11 protein-coding genes are annotated in these 18,294 nt (G+C 68.3%); 2 read left to right on the top strand and 9 right to left on the bottom strand.

All coding sequences use genetic code 11. The features are described from left to right. Positions 1-6 precede the first annotated feature (6 nt). On the bottom strand, positions 7-1,509 hold the full coding sequence (locus ACH4D3_RS01365) for an amino acid permease (RefSeq protein ID WP_398315115.1): 1,503 nt from the start codon (positions 1,507-1,509) through the stop codon (positions 7-9). Positions 1,510-1,675: 166 nt separating this feature from the next. Then, positions 1,676-3,604: a 1-deoxy-D-xylulose-5-phosphate synthase gene (dxs, locus tag ACH4D3_RS01360; protein ID WP_398315113.1), complete on the bottom strand. Its 1,929-nt coding sequence runs from the start codon at positions 3,602-3,604 to the stop codon at positions 1,676-1,678. 367 nt (positions 3,605-3,971) lie between these two features. Here dxs and ACH4D3_RS01355 point away from each other — a divergent pair, with 367 nt between their 5' ends. Further along, positions 3,972-5,495: a glycosyl hydrolase family 18 protein gene (locus ACH4D3_RS01355; RefSeq protein WP_398315111.1), complete on the top strand. Its 1,524-nt coding sequence runs from the start codon at positions 3,972-3,974 to the stop codon at positions 5,493-5,495. Positions 5,496-5,595: 100 nt separating this feature from the next. Here ACH4D3_RS01355 and ACH4D3_RS01350 read toward each other — a convergent pair whose 3' ends face one another. The 7 genes from ACH4D3_RS01350 to ngcE form a co-directional block, all read right to left on the bottom strand. Then, positions 5,596-6,888, bottom strand: coding sequence for a sugar ABC transporter permease (locus ACH4D3_RS01350; protein WP_398315109.1), 1,293 nt, complete (start codon positions 6,886-6,888; stop codon positions 5,596-5,598). Then, positions 6,885-7,676 (bottom strand): ATP-binding cassette domain-containing protein, encoded by a 792-nt coding sequence (locus ACH4D3_RS01345; RefSeq protein ID WP_003972912.1) that lies wholly within the window; start codon positions 7,674-7,676, stop codon positions 6,885-6,887. Before ACH4D3_RS01345 ends, ACH4D3_RS01350 begins: the two co-directional genes overlap by 4 nt. A 159-nt stretch (positions 7,677-7,835) precedes the next feature. Beyond that, complete coding sequence (locus ACH4D3_RS01340; RefSeq protein ID WP_398316604.1) at positions 7,836-8,939, bottom strand: sugar ABC transporter substrate-binding protein; 1,104 nt, start codon at positions 8,937-8,939, stop codon at positions 7,836-7,838. 133 nt (positions 8,940-9,072) lie between these two features. Then, the gene (locus ACH4D3_RS01335; protein ID WP_398315107.1) at positions 9,073-10,284 is read right to left on the bottom strand and encodes an ROK family protein; all 1,212 of its coding nucleotides are present in this window, start codon (positions 10,282-10,284) and stop codon (positions 9,073-9,075) included. Between the two features lie 231 nt (positions 10,285-10,515). Next, on the bottom strand, positions 10,516-11,424 hold the full coding sequence (locus tag ACH4D3_RS01330) for a carbohydrate ABC transporter permease (RefSeq protein WP_398315105.1): 909 nt from the start codon (positions 11,422-11,424) through the stop codon (positions 10,516-10,518). Continuing rightward, positions 11,421-12,485, bottom strand: a complete 1,065-nt coding sequence (locus tag ACH4D3_RS01325) for a carbohydrate ABC transporter permease (RefSeq protein WP_398315103.1) — start codon at positions 12,483-12,485, stop codon at positions 11,421-11,423. Before ACH4D3_RS01325 ends, ACH4D3_RS01330 begins: the two co-directional genes overlap by 4 nt. 7 nt (positions 12,486-12,492) lie before the next feature. Then, positions 12,493-13,905: an N-acetylglucosamine/diacetylchitobiose ABC transporter substrate-binding protein gene (gene ngcE, locus ACH4D3_RS01320; RefSeq protein ID WP_398315101.1), complete on the bottom strand. Its 1,413-nt coding sequence runs from the start codon at positions 13,903-13,905 to the stop codon at positions 12,493-12,495. Between the two features lie 571 nt (positions 13,906-14,476). Between ngcE and ACH4D3_RS01315 the strand changes: the two genes are divergently transcribed. Continuing rightward, positions 14,477-18,283, top strand: coding sequence for a GH92 family glycosyl hydrolase (locus tag ACH4D3_RS01315; RefSeq protein ID WP_398315099.1), 3,807 nt, complete (start codon positions 14,477-14,479; stop codon positions 18,281-18,283). The last annotated feature ends 11 nt before the right edge of the window (positions 18,284-18,294 follow it).

Raw genomic sequence — 18,294 nt, 5'->3', positions numbered from 1 at the left:
GGTGGGCTACCTGCCGGACGGCTCGGCCGGTTCCTCCTCGCCGCGGGCCAGGCGGCTGTGGGTGCGGCCGTAGAGGAAGTAGACGACGAAGCCGATCGCCATCCAGATGGCGAAGCGGACCCAGGTCTCGGCGGGCAGGTTCAGCATCAGCCACAGCGAGGCGGCCACGGAGACGATGGGCAGCAGCGGGACCAGCGGGGTGCGGAAGGCGCGCGGCAGGTCCGGCCGGGTCCTGCGCAGGATGATCACGCTGATCGCGACGATGACGAAGGCGAACAGGGTGCCGATGTTCACCAGCTCGGCCAGCTCGCTGAGGCTGGTGAACCCGGCGACGATCGCGATGACCACGCCGAGCAGGATGGTCGGCCGGTAGGGGGTGCGGAACTTCGGGTGGACGTGGGAGAAGAAGCGCGGCAGCAGGCCGTCGCGGCTCATGGCGAAGAACACCCGGCTCTGGCCCAGCAGCAGGATCATGCAGACCGTGGTCAGGCCGACGGCGGCGCCGAAGCTGATCACGCCCGAGAAGAAGGGATGGCCCGTGGCCTTGAAGGCGTCGGCGAGCGGGGCGTCCACGGAGAGCTTGGTGTAGTGCTGCATGCCGGTGACGACGATCGAGACGCCGACGTACAGGAGGGTGCAGATGACCAGGGAGCCGAGGATGCCGCGGGGCATGTCGCGCTGCGGGTTCCTGGTCTCCTCGGCGGCGGTGGCGACGATGTCGAAGCCGATGAAGGCGAAGAAGACGACCGAGGCGGCCGTGAAGATGCCCATCACGCCGAAGTTGGCCGGAGCCCAGCCAAACATCAGCTGGATCAGCGGTGAGTGCAGTCCCCCGCCGGCCTCGACCGGCTGCGACTTCGGGATGAAGGGGTCGTAGTTGGCGCCCTTGATGAAGAACGCCCCCGCGATGATCACGATGAGGACGACGGCCACCTTGATGGCGACGACGAGCGAGGTGATGCGTGCCGACAGCTTCATGCCGAGCACGAGGATGGCGGTGAGCACCAGCACCAGCGCGGCGGCGAGGATGTCGAAGCCGAAGCCCTCGGCGCCGTCCCTGCCGCCCAGCTCGGCGGGCATGTGCCAGCCCGCGTTGTCCATCAGCGAGCGGATGTAGCCCGACCAGCCGACGGCCACCACCGCCGTGCCGAGCGCGAACTCCAGGACCAGGTCCCAGCCGATGATCCAGGCGGGGAATTCGCCCAGGGAGGCGTAGGAGAAGGTGTACGCGGAGCCTGCCACCGGGACGGTGGAGGCGAACTCGGCGTAGCACAGCGCGGCGAGCGCGCAGACGACTCCGGCGACGACGAACGCCAGGGCCACGGAGGGCCCGGCGTTGTTCTTGGCGACCGTGCCGGTCAGTACGAAGATGCCGGTGCCGATGACGACGCCGATACCGAAGACGGTCAGGTCCAGCGCCGACAGGGTTTTCTTGAGCGCGTGCTCCGGTTCCTCCGTGTCACGGATGGACTGCTCGATCTTCTTGGTCCTGAAGAGGGTGTTGCTCACGGGGACCTCCCACGCTTGTCGTCCTCGACATGATCGAGAGGGGGCGTACTGCGTATGCCCCGGCGTGGGCGATTTCACGCGGATGGGCCGGTTCCACCACTGCAACGAGTGGTGGAACCGGCCCATCCGGCGCAGTGCCGGGTTGCGGGTCCCGCGGTGCGCGGTGTCAGTCGCGCGCGGCCTCCACCTGGTCCACCTCGGCGCCGGCGCGGTCGTACCTGCCGTCGAGCTTGGCGACCAGACCGGTGACCTGGCGGGCGATGTCGGGCGCGGTGAGCCCGATCTCGGCCAGCACTTCGGCGCGGGAGGCGTGGTCGAGGAAGCGCGGCGGGATGCCGAAGTCGCGCAGCGGTACGTCGACGCCGGCGTCGCGCAGGGCCTGGGCGACGGCGGAGCCGACGCCGCCGACGCGGGAGTTGTCCTCGACGGTGACGACCACGCGGTGGCGCTCGGCGAGCGGGGCCATGGCCTCGTCGACGGGCTTGACCCAGCGCGGGTCGACCACGGTGGTGGAGATGCCCTGCTTGTCCAGCAGGCCGGCGACCTCCAGGCACATCGGCGCGAGGGCGCCGACGGAGACCAGGAGCACGTCGGGGGTGTCGGTGCCGGGGGCGCGCAGGACGTCCATCCCGCCGACGCGGCCGACGGCGGGTACGGCGGGGCCGACGGCGCCCTTGGAGAAGCGGACCACGGTCGGCGCGTCGTCCACCGCGACGGCCTCGCGCAGCTGGGCGCGGACCTGGTCGGCGTCGCGCGGGGCGGCGAGCCTGAGGCCGGGGACGACCTGGAGGATCGACATGTCCCACATGCCGTTGTGGGAGGCGCCGTCGGTGCCGGTGACTCCGGCCCGGTCCAGCACGAAGGTCACGCCGCACTTGTGCAGGGCCACGTCCATCAGCACCTGGTCGAAGGCGCGGTTGAGGAAGGTGGCGTAGACGGCGAAGACGGGGTGGACGCCGCCGTGCGCGAGGCCGGCCGCGGAGACCGCGCCGTGCTGCTCGGCGATGCCGACGTCGTAGACGCGGTCGGGGAAGGCCTTGGCGAACTTGTCGAGGCCGACCGGCTGGAGCATGGCGGCCGTGATGGCGACCACGTCCTCGCGCTCCTTGCCGAGCTTGAGCATCTCGTCGCCGAAGACGCTGGTCCAGTCGGCGCCGGAGGTGGAGATGGGCAGGCCGGTGTCGGGGTGGATCTTGCCGACGGCGTGGAAGCGGTCGGCCTCGTCCGCCAGGGCGGGCTGGTAGCCGCGGCCCTTCTCGGTGAGGCAGTGCACGATCACCGGGCCGCCGAAGCGCTTGGCGCGGGTGAGGGCGGACTCCAGGGCCTCCAGGTCGTGGCCGTCGATCGGGCCGACGTACTTGAGGCCGAGGTCCTCGAACATGCCCTGCGGGGCGATGAAGTCCTTCAGGCCCTTCTTGGCGCCGTGCAGGGTGTCGTAGAGGGGCCGCCCGACGACCGGGGTGCGCTCCAGGACCTCCTTGGTGCGGGCCAGGAAGCGCTCGTAGCCGTCGGTGGTGCGCAGGGTCGCCAGGTGGTTGGCGAGGCCGCCGATGGTGGGTGCGTAGGAGCGCTCGTTGTCGTTGACGACGATGACCAGGGGGCGGTCCTTGGCGGCGGCGATGTTGTTCAGCGCCTCCCAGGCCATGCCGCCGGTGAGGGCGCCGTCGCCGATGACGGCGACGACGTGGTCGTCGCGCTCCAGGACCTGGTTGGCCTTGGCGATGCCGTCGGCCCAGCCGAGGACCGTGGAGGCGTGGCTGTTCTCGATGACGTCGTGCTCGGACTCTCCTTGCGAGGGGTAGCCGGACAGGCCGCCCTTCATCTTCAGCCTGGAGAAGTCCTGGCGGCCGGTGAGCAGCTTGTGCACGTAGGACTGGTGGCCCGTGTCCCAGAGCACCTTGTCCTTCGGCGATTCGAAGACCCGGTGCAGGGCGAGGGTGAGTTCCACCACGCCGAGGTTGGGGCCGAGGTGGCCGCCGGTCTTGGACACGGCGTCGACGAGGAAGGTACGGATCTCCTCGGCCAGCTGAGTCAGCTCTTCCAGGCTGAGCCGGTCCAGATCGCGCGGTCCCGTGATGCGGGTCAGCAGCGGCACCCGTGCCTCCTTGCAGTAGAGCTGTTGCCGGGCGGGTCGAGTCTAATGTTCCGCTCCGGCGGAACGTGTCCGGGCGGTGCGTCGTACGTCACGCGTTCCGCTTTACCCACGCGCGGACCCTTCTACGTCTTCCCGGTCCCGGTCTCCCGGCACCTCGCCGTCCGGCTTGGGGACACCTTTGCCCGGGTGGTCCAGTCCACGGGGCGCACGGTGTGCAGGCCGGGGGGCGCCCGGCCCCGCGAATTGGTCTAGTCCCATTCTGGTCCAGACCATTGCGTCCCCCTCGCTCCGGCGATATCCCCGTACCCGGCAACACCCCAGCACAGCACGGGAATCGACGTTCCACCCCACACACACCGGGACTGACATGAGACGCATGCGTTCCATCCGGGCGGCCCTCACCGCGGCCGCCACCACCGTGGCCGCGGTGGGCCTCGCCCTGTCCGGCACCGGCGCGGCCCAGGCGGCGACCCCGCTGCCGGACCGGGTCTTCGCGCCGTACTTCGAGGCCTGGACCGGCGAGAGCCCGGCCGCGCTGGCCGCCCAGTCGGGTGCCAAGCACCTCACCATGGCCTTCCTCCAGACGGCGACCCCGGGTTCCTGCACGCCGTACTGGAACGGCGACACGTCGATGCCGATCGCCCAGTCGACCTTCGGCGCCGACTTCGACACCATCCAGGCGAACGGGGGCGACGTCATCCCCTCGTTCGGCGGCTACACGGCCGACACCACCGGCACCGAGATCGCCGACAGCTGCACCGACGTCCAGCAGATCGCCGCGGCCTACGAGAAGGTCATCACGACCTACGACGTCTCCCGGCTCGACATGGACATCGAGATCGACGCGCTGGACAACACCGCGGGCATCGACCGCCGCAACAAGGCCATCAAGCTGGTCCAGGACTGGGCCGCCGACAACGGCCGCGACATCGAGATCTCCTACACCCTGCCCACCACCACCCGGGGCCTGGCGAGCAACGGCGTCGCCCTGCTCGAGAACGCCGTGGCGAACGGCACCAAGGTCGACGTCGTGAACCTCATGACGTTCGACTACTACGACAACCAGCCGCACGACATGGCCCGGGACACCCAGACGGCGACCCAGGGTCTGCACGACGTGCTGGCCCGGCTCTACCCGGACAAGTCCTCGGCCGAGCTGTGGCACATGATCGGCGTCATCGAGATGATCGGCGTCGACGACTTCGGACCGGCGGAGACCTTCACCCTGGACAACGCCCGCACGGTCTACGACTGGGCCCTGGACCAGGGCATCAACACGCTCTCCTTCTGGGCGCTCCAGCGGGACAACGGGAGCTGCGCGGGCGGCGGCGCGGCCGACAACTGCTCGGGCATCCAGCAGAACACCTGGGACTTCTCGCACATCTTCGCGCCGTTCACCGGCGGCAGCACGGCCCCGGAGAACGACTTCTCCCTCTCCGCCACCCCGGCCTCCGGCACGGTGACCGCGGGCGCCTCGGCCACCACCACGGTGAAGACCGCGGTGAAGTCGGGTACCGCGGAGACGGTGCGGCTCAGCGCGAGCGGGGTCCCGACGGGCGTCACCGCGTCCTTCAGTCCCGCCTCGGTCACCGCGGGCGGGCAGTCGACGCTCACCCTCGCCACCACCGACCAGGCGGTCTCGGGCACGTACTCCGTCACCGTCACCGGCACCAGCCCGTCCGGCAGCCACAGCACCACGTACGCGCTGACCGTCACCGGCGGCAACGGCAGCCAGTGCACGGCCGCCCCGTGGAACTCGGGCGCGGTCTACACCGGCGGACAGCAGGTCTCCCACGAGGGGCACAACTGGAAGGCCAAGTGGTGGACCACCGGCGAGGAGCCCGGGACCACCGGCCAGTGGGGCGTCTGGCAGGACCTCGGCGCCTGCTGAGCACCCAGGCGGGAGGGACACCCGCGACGCAGGCGTGAAACGGTCCGCCCGCCCGGGGCTCAGCCGGGCGGGCGGACCGTCGTCGGCCGTGCGGCACTCGCTACGCGCGGCCGGCCGTCTTCTGCGTCTTGCGGGTGATCGCGTCGATGACGACGGTCGCCAGCAGCACGCCACCGGTGATCATGTACTGGACCGGCGAGGCGATGCCCTCCAGGGCGAGGCCGTACTGGATCGAGACGATGACCATCACACCGAGCAGCGCGTCCCAGGTGCGGCCGCGGCCGCCGAAGAGGGACGTGCCGCCGATCACGGCCGCGGCGATGACGTTCATCAGGAACTCACCGGTGCCCGCGCCCTGGTTGGCGGCGGCGATCTTCGAGGCCACGAAGAGGCCGCCTATCGCGGCGAAGCCGCCGGCGATCGCGAAGACCGAGATCCGGATCAGCTCCACGTTGATGCCGGCCCGGCGGGACGCCTCGACGCTGCCGCCGAGGGCGAAGATCTTGCGACCGTAGGCGGTGCGGCGCAGGACGAAGTCCGTGAGCAGCAGGAACGCCAGGAAGATCACCACGGCCAGCGGCAGGCCCTTGTACTGGTTGAAGACGATCGCCACGACGAACGCCAGGATCGCCAGCAGCACCGTGCGCACGATGATCTCGTTCAGCGGCCGGGAGGGCACCCCGGCGGCCTCGCGGCGCCGGTTGTCGAAGAACGCGCTGAGGAAGTACCCCGCGGTCACGACGATCGCCAGCCCGTAGGCGGCGGCCACATCGCTGAAGTAGTAGCTGGTCATCTTGACGACGATGCCCTCGGAGTCGAGGTTGATCGTGCCGTTGCTGCCCAGGATCTGCAGCATGAAGCCCTGCCAGAACAGCAGTCCGGCCAGCGTCACGGCGAACGCCGGCACGCCGATGCGGGCGAAGACGAAGCCGTGGATGGCACCGGCCACGGTGCCGGTGAGGACGGACAGCAGCAGGGCGAGCCACTCGTTCATCCCGTGCGTGACGCTCAGCACCGCGAAGGTGGCGCCCGCGACACCGCTGACCGAACCGACCGACAGGTCGATCTCGCCGAGCAGCAGGACGAAGACGATACCGACGGCGATCATGCCGGTGCCGACCATGGCGACCGACATGTCGGAGAAGTTGCCGGCGGTGAGGAAGTTGGAGTTCAGGCTGGTGAAGATGGCCCAGATGATCAGCAGACCGACGACGACCGGGATGGACCCGAGGTCTCCGGCCTTCATCTTCCGCTTGAACTCGCTCAGGTAGCCCGCGAGGCCCTGCTCGCGCACCAGCAGCCGCGGGTCGACCGCGGTGGCCGCGCCGGAGGCCGCGGCGGGGTTCTCGACCGCCTGGTCCTCGGCGGGGGTGGAGGTCTTGTCGATGCTCACTTCTTGATCTCCCCATTGGTGCGCGCCGCACGACGGGTCACGGCGTTCTCCGTGGCGCCCGTGATGGCGGAGATGATCTCTTCCTGCGAGGTCGACTTGACCTCGAAGACGCCGTTGTTGCGCCCGAGGCGCAGGACGGCGACCTTGTCGGCGACCGCCTTGACGTCAGCCATGTTGTGGCTGATGAGGATGACGGCGTGGCCGCGCTCGCGCAGCCGCTCCACGAGGTCGAGGACCTGCGCGGTCTGCTCGACGCCGAGGGCTGCGGTGGGCTCGTCGAGGATGACCAGCTTGGGCTCGCCGAGCATGGACCGGGCGATCGCCACCACCTGGCGCTGACCGCCGGAGAGCGAGGCGATCGGGATGCGGACGCTCGGGATGCGGATGGACAGCGTGTCGAGGAGCTCGCGGGAGCGGCGCTCCATCTCCACCTCGTCCAGGACGCCGCGCCTGCGGATCTCCCGGCCCAGGTAGAGGTTGCCGACGACGTCGATGTTGTCGCACAGCGCGAGGTCCTGGTAGACGGTCGCGATGCCGAGACTCTGGGCGTCGTGCGGCCTGTTGATCGAGACGGACCTGCCGTCCCACTCGATGGCGCCCTCATCGATGGGGTGCACGCCGGCGATCGTCTTGACCAGCGTGGACTTTCCGGCGCCGTTGTCGCCCACCAGGGCGACCACCTCACCGGCGTGGACCTCAAGCTCTACGTCGGTGAGCGCCTGGACGGCACCGAATCGCTTGGAGACCCCGCGCAACGCCAGCACGGGCGTAGCGGACACGTGAACCATCTCCTTCGCCGCCTGACCCGGCGGGAGGTTGTGCAGAAGTGATTGGGGGGTGTTCCGTCCGGCGCCCCGCGTAGCTTGCGGGGCTGATGGGTGCGGGGCGCCGGAGGAGCTGGGGCGGCCGGTCCCGGGCGGCTCAGCCGGCTCGGGACGCGGGTCCGCTTACTTGAGGCCGATCTTGTCGCAGGCGGCCTTGTACTTGTCCGTGCAGATCTCGTCGATCGTGTAGAAGCCGTCCTTGATGACGGTCTCCTTGATGTTGTCCTTGGTCAGCGAGACGACCGGGACGATGACCGCGGGAACGCCCTTGGTGGTGGCGCTGTCGACCTTGTCGTTGGCGATGGAGTCGAGCGACTCGCCCTTCGCCAGCGCGACGGCCATCTCGGCCGCGGTCTCGGCCTCCTTCGGGTAGGACTTGAAGACGCTCATGTACTGCTCACCGGTGACGATGCGCTGCACGCCCGCGAGTTCGGCGTCCTGGCCGGTGACCGGGATGTCCGCGATGCCGGCCCGCTTCAGGGCGGTGATGGAACCACCCGCCATGCCGTCGTTGGCGGAGTAGACGCCGTCGATCTTGTCCTTGCCGAGCGCGGAGATGGCCGCCTGCATGTTGGCGTTGGCGTTCTCCGGCTTCCACTCCTTGGTGTCGTACTCGCGGCCGATCTTCACCTTGCCGTCGAGGACGGAGTGGGCGCCCTCCTTGAACTGGGCGGCGTTCGGGTCGGTGGAGGACCCGTTCATCATGACGATCTGGCTGTCCTTGGCCTTGTCGCCCAGCGCCTTCAGGAGCGCCTCGCCCTGCGTCTTGCCGACGGTGACGTTGTCGAACGAGGTGTAGGCGTCGATCGGACCCTCGGCCAGGCGGTCGAAGGCGACGACCTTGATACCGGCGTCGTGGGCCTTCTTCACCGAACCCGCGATGGCCTTGTAGTCCACCGCGTCGACGATCATCACGTCGACCTTGTTGGTGATCATCGTGTCGACCTGCTGGTTCTGCAGGCTGGCGTCCTGCTTGGCGTTGGCGTAGACGACCTCGCCCTTGTTGTTCGTGAGCTCCTTGACCTTCTTCTCGATCATGGGCTTGTCGAACTTCTCGTACCGCGCGGTCTGGTTCTCGGGAAGGAGCAGACCGACCTTGATGTCGTCGCCCTTCTTCGCCGCCGAGTCGGACGAGTCGCTGCCGCCGTCGGACTCCTTGGCGCTGCCACAGGCGGCGAGCGAGACGGCCATCGCGGTGGTGGCAACGGCAACGGCGGCACGACGCATACGCGTGTTCACTTCACAAACCTCCCTGACGAGGCCGCGTCGTTGCGGCCGAGGTGGCTGGAAGTCAACTCGGCCGCACGTGCGACGTCAAGAAGTAAATCCTTAACGAGATGACAACGGTGCCATCCGTGCTCTAAGTGAAGGCAGGCGTGGCCGCCGGCAGAGCGCCGGTCGCAGACCCGTCCAAGAGCGTCGAATCGCCCATCTCACTGAGGGCGAGGGCGAGGGCTCCGAGCACCTCCGCACGGCCGCCGAGGGCCCCGGGAAGCACGGAGAGCTGCCGCGCCGCGCTGGGGATGGCGTAACGCCCCACGGACTCTCTTATCGGCCCGAGCACCAGCTCGCCGGCCTCGGCGAGATCGCCGCCGAGGACGACGCGGCTCGGGTTGAGCAGGTTGCAGAGGTTGGCGACTCCACTGCCGATGTGGCGGCCGACGTCGGCGATCACCCGACGGCAACCGGGGTCACCGTCCCGCGCCAGCCGCACGACGCCCTCCATCGTCAGATCGGTGCCGTGGCTGGGCTGGAGGAGCGGAAGCACATAGCGTGCTGCGGCGAAGGTCTCCAGGCAACCCCGGTTTCCGCACCGGCAGACGGGACCGGCCTCATCCAGGGTGATATGCCCGATTTCGCCTGCTGTGCCGCCGGGGCCGCGATAGATCTTCCCGTTGATCACCAGCCCGGCGCCGACGCCGCTGGCGACCTTGATGTACGCCAGGTCCCGCACCCCCCGGCCGCTGCCCCAGACGAGCTCGCCCAGGGCGCCGAGGTTGGCGTCGTTGTCCACGTGCACCGGCACGCCGAGCCGCCCCCGCAGCTCCTCGGCGGGCCGGGTGCCGCCCCAGCCGGGCAGGATGGCGGTCGAGCCCAGCGTCCCGGACTCGACGTCGATCGGACCGGGCACGCCGAGGCCCACCCCGGCGATCTTCGCGCGGTCCACACCGGTGGCCGTGATCAGCCGGCTGACCAGCTGTTCCGCCCGGTCGAAGCCCTGGTCCGAGGAGGCGTCGACGTCCAGCGGCTCGGACTCCTCGGCGAGCACCTGGTGGGCGAGGTTGCCGACGGCGACGCGCAGGTGGGTGTGGCCGAAGTCCACGCCGATGACGATGCCGGCGTCGCCGCTCAGCGAGACGCTGCGGGCCCGGCGGCCGCCCGCCGAGGTGGGCGTGACCTCGACCGTCCCGCCTTCCTTCAGTTCCCGGACGATGTTCGAGACCGTTGCCGCGGACAGCCCCGTCGTCCTCGCGATCTCCGCCTGCGTGAGCGAACCGGCGAGCCGTACTGCCCGTACGACGCGTTCCAGGTTGGCTCGGTGCAGCGACGACTGCGACCCGGGAGTCTCCATTGACTCTCACCCTCATCCCTGGGTCCGCGTCACCCGGTGTGATGCAGACCTTGTACAAGTTATGAACCCCAAACTCCGCTGAATCGCCCAGTGGCGTCAAGCCCTTGAAAGAAATCGGTTCCAGGCCGTGTCCACGGCCGCTACCGGCGGTACGCCACAGGGGTCCGGTCCCGGAGAGCTGTCTCTCCGGGACCGGACCCCTGCGTACGACGGGTGGCGCGGCGGTGGGCGTCAGCGGAAGGTGCCCTGCGACACCGAGCCGGCGATCCGCCGCTGGAAGACGCAGTACACGATCAGTACGGGCACCACCGTGATCACGATCGCCGCGAACAGCGCGCCGTAGTCGATGTCGTAGACCTGCGAGGACGCGTAGGCGGCCATGCCCTGGGTGAGGACCCACTTGTCCTGGTCGGTGTTGAGCGCCACCGGCAGCAGGAACTGGTTCCACAGGCCCAGGAAGTTGAAGATCGCCACCGCCGCCATGCCCGGACGGGCCATCGGCAGCATCACCTGGAAGAACGCCCGCCAGTCCCCGGCACCGTCGATCAGTGCGGCCTCGTACACGTCGTGCGGCAGCGACCGGAAGAACGAATAGAGGAAGAACATCGTGAACGGCAGCGCGAACGCGACATAGGTGAGGATCAGTCCGGGACGCGTGTTCAGCAGCCCGAAGTTCTGCAACTGGAAGAAGAGCGGAACGATCGCCAGGAAGACCGGGAAAGTCAGGCCGGCGAGCATCGCGTAGTAGATCAGCCGGCGGCCGGGGAACTCGAACCGGGCGAGTACATAGGCGCACATCGCGCCGAGCAGCATCACCAGGATCAGTGCCGAGACCACGACGATCACGGAATTCAGGAAGTACTTCCCGATGTTCGCGTCGGTCCACGCGTTGGCGTAGTTCTCGAACCGCCACTGATCCGGCAGCGAGAACGGCGACGAAAGGATCTCGCCGGTCGTTTTGAACGACGACACCAGCACCCACAGCATGGGCACGATCACGATCACGGACCACAGGATCAGCAGGGCGTGCGAGATCACCGCGAACCTGCGGTCACTGTTCGCGACGACGCGCGTCAGCTTCCGGTCGCTCGCCGGTTCCCGGTCACTGGCCGGCTTCCGGTCGGCGGCAATGGCGCTCACCGGGCAGCACCTCCCTTGGCTGCGGCACGCCGAGTCCTGGCACGGGGTGCTTTCCTCTTGCCCTCGCCCTCGTCGCCGCCCGTGAGGCGGTTGACGAGGAACACCAGCGCCGCGAACACCAGGGTGACGACGGCGAGGACGACGCCCATCGCGGTGGCGTAGCCGAACTGCTGCTTGGCGAAAGCGACGTTGAACAGACGCTGGCTGATCGTCAGGGTCGAGTTGGCCGGGCCGCCGTTCGGCACCATCGCCTGGACGTAGACGAACGCGTCGAGGGCGGCGATGCCCAGGTAGATGTACGCCGTCTGCACGCTGTCCCGGATCGCCGGCAGGGTGATCGAGAGCGTGGTGCGGAACCGGCCGGCCCCGTCGATCCTCGCCGCCTCGTACAGCTCGGCGGGGACGCCCTTGATCGCGGCGATGAAGAGCACCGCGTAGAACCCGACGAGCCCCCAGACGATGACGAACATCACGGACGGCATCGCGGTCGCCTTCTCGCCCAGCCACGCGAACGTGTCGAACCGGTCGAGACCGAGGCCGGTGAGGACGCCGTTGAGCAGGCCGGCGTTCGGGTCGTACATCTGCGCCCAGATCAGACCGACGATGATCGCGGGCACGACGTAGGGGAAGAACGAGACGATCCGGTAGAACGACGCCCCCCGGATCCCCCGGACCGGGCCCTTGCTGGGCCCGCCCAGGGTGATGGCCACCGCGACCCCGAGGGCGAGCGTCAGCGTGACCAGCGGCACGAAGATCGCGAGGAGTGCGATGTTGCGCAACGCCTTCAGGAAGATGTCGTCCTGGAACATCTTCGTGAAGTTGTCGAAGCCGACGAAGTTGTAGTCCGGGCTGAAGCCGCGCCAGTCGGTCATCGCCCAGAAGATCGCCTGGCCGAACGGGATCAGGATGAAGATCACGAAGATGGCCAGCGGGACACCGAGGAACGCGAGGAAGAACGTAACCCGGTCGAACGTGAGCTTGCGGCGCCGTGGCCGCCCGCCGCGAGCGGCCGGCTCGGGCCGGCGGCTCGCGGCGTCGGATGTGGTGATCGTGTCTTTCATCGCCGTACTAGCTGATCTCGATCTTGTCGATGGAGTCGTCGTCCCGGACCTTGTCGGAGATCTTCTGCAGGGCCGCGGTGAGACCCTTGCGGTCGAGGTCACCGGCGAGGAACGAGTTCCACGGCACCAACTGGTCGGTGTTCATGCCGTAGGCCTCGACGAACCTCCGCATGTCGTAGATGTTGTCGCCCGCGGCCTCGAGCATCGTCGTCTGCGAGACGAGGGCGGCCGATCCGAAGCCGTCGGCGGGCACGGTGCCCTTGACCACCGTCGGGGCCAGCTTCGTCTTGGAGAAGTTGGCGGCCGCCTTCTCGGACAGCATCGCCCGCAGCACTTCCTTGCCGCCGGCCGGGTTCTTGCCCTGCTTGGGCACGATGAACGGCTCGCCCGCCGCGGCGTGGAGCGACTCGTAGGGCAGCTTCGGCTTGTCCGTGAGCGTCATCTCCGGGAACCCGGTCATCTGGAAGTCCTTCTTGGTGGCCTTCTTCATCTCGTTCTCGATCCAGCCACCGGACGGGTAGAGCAGCGCCTTCTGGTCGTTGCTCCAGATCGCCTGCGCCTTCTGGAACTGGGTGCCGGAGCCGCCGGGGACGAACATCTTCTCCTTGACCATGGTCTCCATGACCTTGAGGACGCCCTGGACGGCCGGATGCGACCAGGCGTTCTTCTCGAGATTTCCGAGAGCGAGCCGGACCTCGTCACCGCCCTCCTTGATCGCTGAGGCGAACAGCATCGTCTGGTAGTAGGTCGCGGCTTCCTTGCCGTGGACGAAGAGGTACTTGCCCTTCTTCTTCGCCTGCTGGCCGAGGTCGAGCGCCTCGTCCCAGGTCTTCGGCGGGGTCCAGCCGTTCGCCTCGAAGAGGGTCTTCGAGTACCAGACGCCGTACACCGTCATCACGTACCGGAGCGCGACGAACTTGCCGTTGTACGTTCCGGGGTCCTTGACACCGGGGTAGACGATGTCGGCGATCTTCTTGCCTTCGTAGGTGTTGGCCTCGAAGAGGTCGTCCAGCTCCTCCAGTTGGTCGAGGATGCCGAGGAAGCCGATCTGGTCCTCACCGGAGTTGTCGATGAGGTCCGGCGGGTTGCCGCCGACGAAGCGGGGCTGGAGCTGGGGGGCGATGTCGACGACCGGCTTGACCTCGACCTTGAGGCCCTTGATCTGGCTGCCGAGCACCTGGTTGGTGTAGTCGACGTAGTCGGTGCCGTAGCCGCCGTCGAAGATGGCCGCTTCGACCGCGGAGTTCGCGGCGACACCGAACGGGTTCTTGGCGCTCTTCTCACCCTTCGGGCCGCCGTCGCCGTCGCTGTCCTTGCTGGAGGGAGAGCTGCACGCGACCGCGAACGAGCCCACCGCCGCGGTGGCGATGGCCCCGCGCAGGAGCGTCCGCCTGTCGAGAGAACCGGCACGAATGGTCATCTTTGCATCCTCACTGATCGATTGTTTCTGTCCGGGTGTGCTGCGTGTGCGGCGTTGTCGCCGTCGTCTCGGAGCCGCGGTACGGCGCCGATGATCAGCTGAGCGATGCCGGCACAACAGTCGCCGGGGCCGGAGCGGCGGTCGCGCTCCGCCTGATCAGATCGTGATGGCCCACGCCGGTGGTGGATCCCATGCTCAAGTCCTCGCCTTCTCCAGGACTCAGGCGGTGAACCGGATCCTCCCCGGCACCGCGTTCGGGTCAAGCTGGGTCATGCAGGAAAATGCGGCCGTACAAGGTCGGGTGCGGTGAAGATGCCCCGGAGTGCCGACAGGTATAGTCCACTTTCACTTGGCGGAGCAAGATCGAATGCAAGGTTCGCGGTACGTCTTTTCCGAGTTGAGACCTCCCGGAAATATGAGCGGCCTGTGCACGGCATGCCGTAGGAATACCTGCCATAAGCCCCTAACGCCACATCCAACACCCTTGACATCACATGCCACTTGACCCCTACTGGTCCTTGCGCAGTTGATTTGACAACGTTGTCCCGCGCGCAGGGAGGGTGGCCAGGACATGCAGTACAGAGTTCGGCACAGATGGGGTCCGGCGGTCGTCATGACGACCGCCTTCGCCTTGGCAGTGGGTTCACAGGGGGCGGCGGTCGCACTGCCGGACGCGCCCGCGAAGGCCGACCGGGAGTTCGCGTCCTCCTTCGAGGCCGACGACCCGGCTCCGGACTGGACCGACACCGTGGACACCGGCACGGACGGCCGCAAACGGGCCTCCGGTGTGGACGGCGGGTACAGCACCGGCATACCCGGCAACGTCACGGAGCACGTCACCGACGTGCGCGCCAGCGCCGAGAACACGGGCGGCCGGGAGGTGAAGGAAAACCTCGTCGACAACGAGCCGGCCACCAAGTGGCTCACCTTCGCACCCACCGGCTGGGTCGAGTTCGACCTCGACGCCCCGACGAAGATCGCCAAGTACGCGCTCACCTCGGCCAACGACCACGACGAACGCGACCCGCTGGACTGGACGCTGAAGGGCTCGGCGGACGGCGAGAACTGGCAGACGCTGGACACCCGCGCCGGGGAGCACTTCGACGGGCGGTTCCAAACCAAGACCTACGAACTCGCCGAGACCGCCGAGTTCCAGCACTTCCGGCTGGAGATCACCAAGAACAACGGGGCCGGTGACGCGCTCCAGCTCGCCGACGTGCAGCTGGCCACCGGCGACACCGAGATCCCCACGCCCGAGGACATGCTCTCCTTCGTCGACGAGGGCCCGGTGGGCTCGCCGACCGCGAAGGCGAACGCCGGGTTCACCGGCAAGCACGCGCTGCGCTACGCGGGCCGGCACACGGCGGACGGCCGGGGCTACTCGTACAACAAGGTCTTCGACGTGAACGTCAAGGTCGACCGGCGCTCCGAGCTGTCCTACAAGATCTTCCCGTCGATGGCCGACGGCGACCTCGACTACGACGCCACGAACGTCTCGGTCGACCTCGCCTTCACCGACGGCACCTACCTGAGCGACCTGAAGGCCACCGACCAGCACGGGTTCCCGCTGACGCCGCGCGGTCAGGGCGACGCCAAGATCCTCTACGTGAACCAGTGGAACAGCGTGAAGTCCGGGATCGGTTCGGTCGCGGCCGGCAAGACCGTCGACCGGATCCTGATCGCGTACGACTCCCCCAAGGGCCCGGCGAAGTTCCGCGGCTGGCTGGACGACGTGGAGATCGAGCGGGCCAGGCCCGAGCGTCCCAAGGCCCACCTGTCCGACTACGCGCTCACCACCCGCGGCACCAACTCCAGCGGCAGCTTCTCGCGCGGCAACAACTTCCCCGCGACCGCCGTGCCGCACGGCTTCAACTTCTGGACGCCGGTGACCAACGCCGGGTCGCTCAGCTGGATCTACGAGTACGCCAGCGGCAACAACGACGACAACCTGCCCACCGTGCAGGCCTTCTCCGCGAGCCACGAGCCGAGCCCCTGGATGGGCGACCGGCAGACCTTCCAGGTGATGCCGTCGGCCGCCTCCGGCGCCCCGGACACCGGCCGGGACGCCCGCGAGCTTGCCTTCCGGCACGAGAACGAGACCGCCCGGCCGTACTACTACGGCGTGCGGTTCGAGAACGGCGTCAAGGCCGAGATGGCGCCGACCGACCACGCGGCGATGATGCGCTTCACCTACCCCGGTGACGACGCGAGCGTCATCTTCGACAACGTCAACGACCAGGCCGGCCTGACCCTGGACAAGGAGAACGGCACCTTCACCGGCTACTCGGACGTCAAGTCCGGCGGCTCCGCCGGTGCCACCCGCCTCTTCGTCTACGGCGAGTTCGACAGCAAGGTCACCGGCGGCGACTCCAGCGGCGTCAAGGGCCACCTGCGCTTCGACGCGGGCCGGGACCACGCCGTGACGCTGCGCATCGCCACCTCGCTGATCAGCGTGGACCAGGCGCAGGACAACCTGCGCCAGGAGATCCCGAAGCGGGCCTCCTTCGACAAGGTCAAGCGCGACGCCCAGAAGCAGTGGGACAAGATCCTCGGCAAGGTCGAGGTCGAGGGTGCCACGCAGGACCAGCTGACCACGCTGTACTCCGGCCTCTACCGGCTGTACCTGTACCCGAACGCGGGCCACGAGAAGGTCGACGGAAAGTACAAGTACGCCTCGCCGTTCTCCAAGGCGGTCAAGGAGAACACGCCGACCGAGACCGGCGCCAAGATCGTGGACGGCAAGGTCTACGTCAACAACGGCTTCTGGGACACGTACCGGACCGCCTGGCCCGCGTACTCCTTCCTCACCCCGTCCCAGGCCGGTGAGCTGGTCGACGGCTTCGTGCAGCAGTACAAGGACGGCGGCTGGACCTCGCGCTGGTCCTCCCCCGGCTACGCGGACCTGATGACCGGCACCTCCTCCGACGTGGCGTTCGCCGACGCCTACGTCAAGGGCGTCGACTTCGACGCGAAGGCGGCGTACGACGCGGCGGTCAAGAACGCCACCGTGGTGCCGCCGTCCTCCGGCGTGGGCCGCAAGGGCATGGAGACCTCGCCGTTCCTCGGCTACGCCGGTACCGAGACGCACGAGGGCCTGTCGTGGTCGCTGGAGGGCTACCTCAACGACTACGGCATCGCGAAGATGGGCGAGAAGCTCTACAAGGAGACCGGCGAGAAGCGGTACAAGGACGAGTCCGCCTACTTCCTCAACCGCGCCCAGGACTACGTCAACCTCTTCGACGCGAAGGCCGGCTTCTTCCAGGGCAAGGACAACAAGGGCGACTGGCGCGTCGACTCCGAGAAGTACGACCCGCGGGTGTGGGGCTACGACTACACGGAGACCAACGGCTGGGGCTACGCCTTCACCGCCCCGCAGGACAGCCGTGGCCTGGCCAACCTGTACGGCGGCCGGGACGGCCTCGGCGACAAGCTCGACGAGTACCTCTCCACCCCGGAGACGGCCTCCCCGGACCTGAAGGGCTCCTACGGCGGGGTCATCCACGAGATGGTCGAGGCGCGGGACGTCCGCATGGGCATGTACGGGCACTCCAACCAAGTCGCCCACCACGCCCTGTACATGTACGACGCGGCCGGGCAGCCGTACAAGACGCAGAAGAACATCCGCGAGGTGCTCCAGCGGCTGTACACCGGCAGCGACATCGGGCAGGGCTACCACGGCGACGAGGACAACGGCGAGCAGTCGGCCTGGTTCCTCTTCTCCTCGCTCGGCTTCTACCCCCTGGTGATGGGCAGCGGCGAGTACGCCGTCGGGTCCCCGCTGTTCACCAAGGCGACGGTGCACCTGGAGAACGGCCGCGACCTGGTCGTCAAGGCGCCGAAGAACAGCACGAAGAACGTCTACGTGCAGGGCCTGAAGGTCAACGGCAAGCGCTGGAACTCCACTTCGCTCCCCCACTCGCTGATCGCGAAGGGCGGCGTCCTGGAGTTCGACATGGGCGCGAAGCCCTCCTCGTGGGGCACGGGTGAGAACGCGGCACCGCCGTCGATCACCAAGGACGACGAGGTGCCGACCCCGCGCACCGACGCGATCACGGGCCGGGGCGCGCTGTTCGACAACACCTCGGCGACCGACGCGAGCGTGACGTCGGTGGACCTGCCGGTGTCCGGCGAGGGCGCCGAGGCGGTCCAGTACACGCTCACCTCCTCGGCGGACCGCACCAAGGCCCCGACCGGCTGGAAGCTCCAGGGCTCGGCCGACGGCACCACCTGGAAGACGCTGGACGAGCGCTCCGGCGAGTCCTTCGCCTGGGACCGGCAGACGCGGGCGTTCTCGGTGAAGTCGCCGGGCTCGTACGCCAAGTACCGGCTGGTGCTGGACGGCGCGCACACGCTGGCGGAGGTGGAACTGCTGGCGTAGCCGACCCGTAC

The sequence above is a fragment of the Streptomyces sp. NPDC018026 genome, from assembly GCF_044327745.1.
Classification (GTDB): Bacteria; Actinomycetota; Actinomycetes; order Streptomycetales; family Streptomycetaceae; genus Streptomyces; species Streptomyces rubrogriseus.
This window is presented reverse-complemented; position numbering and strand designations above follow the sequence as displayed.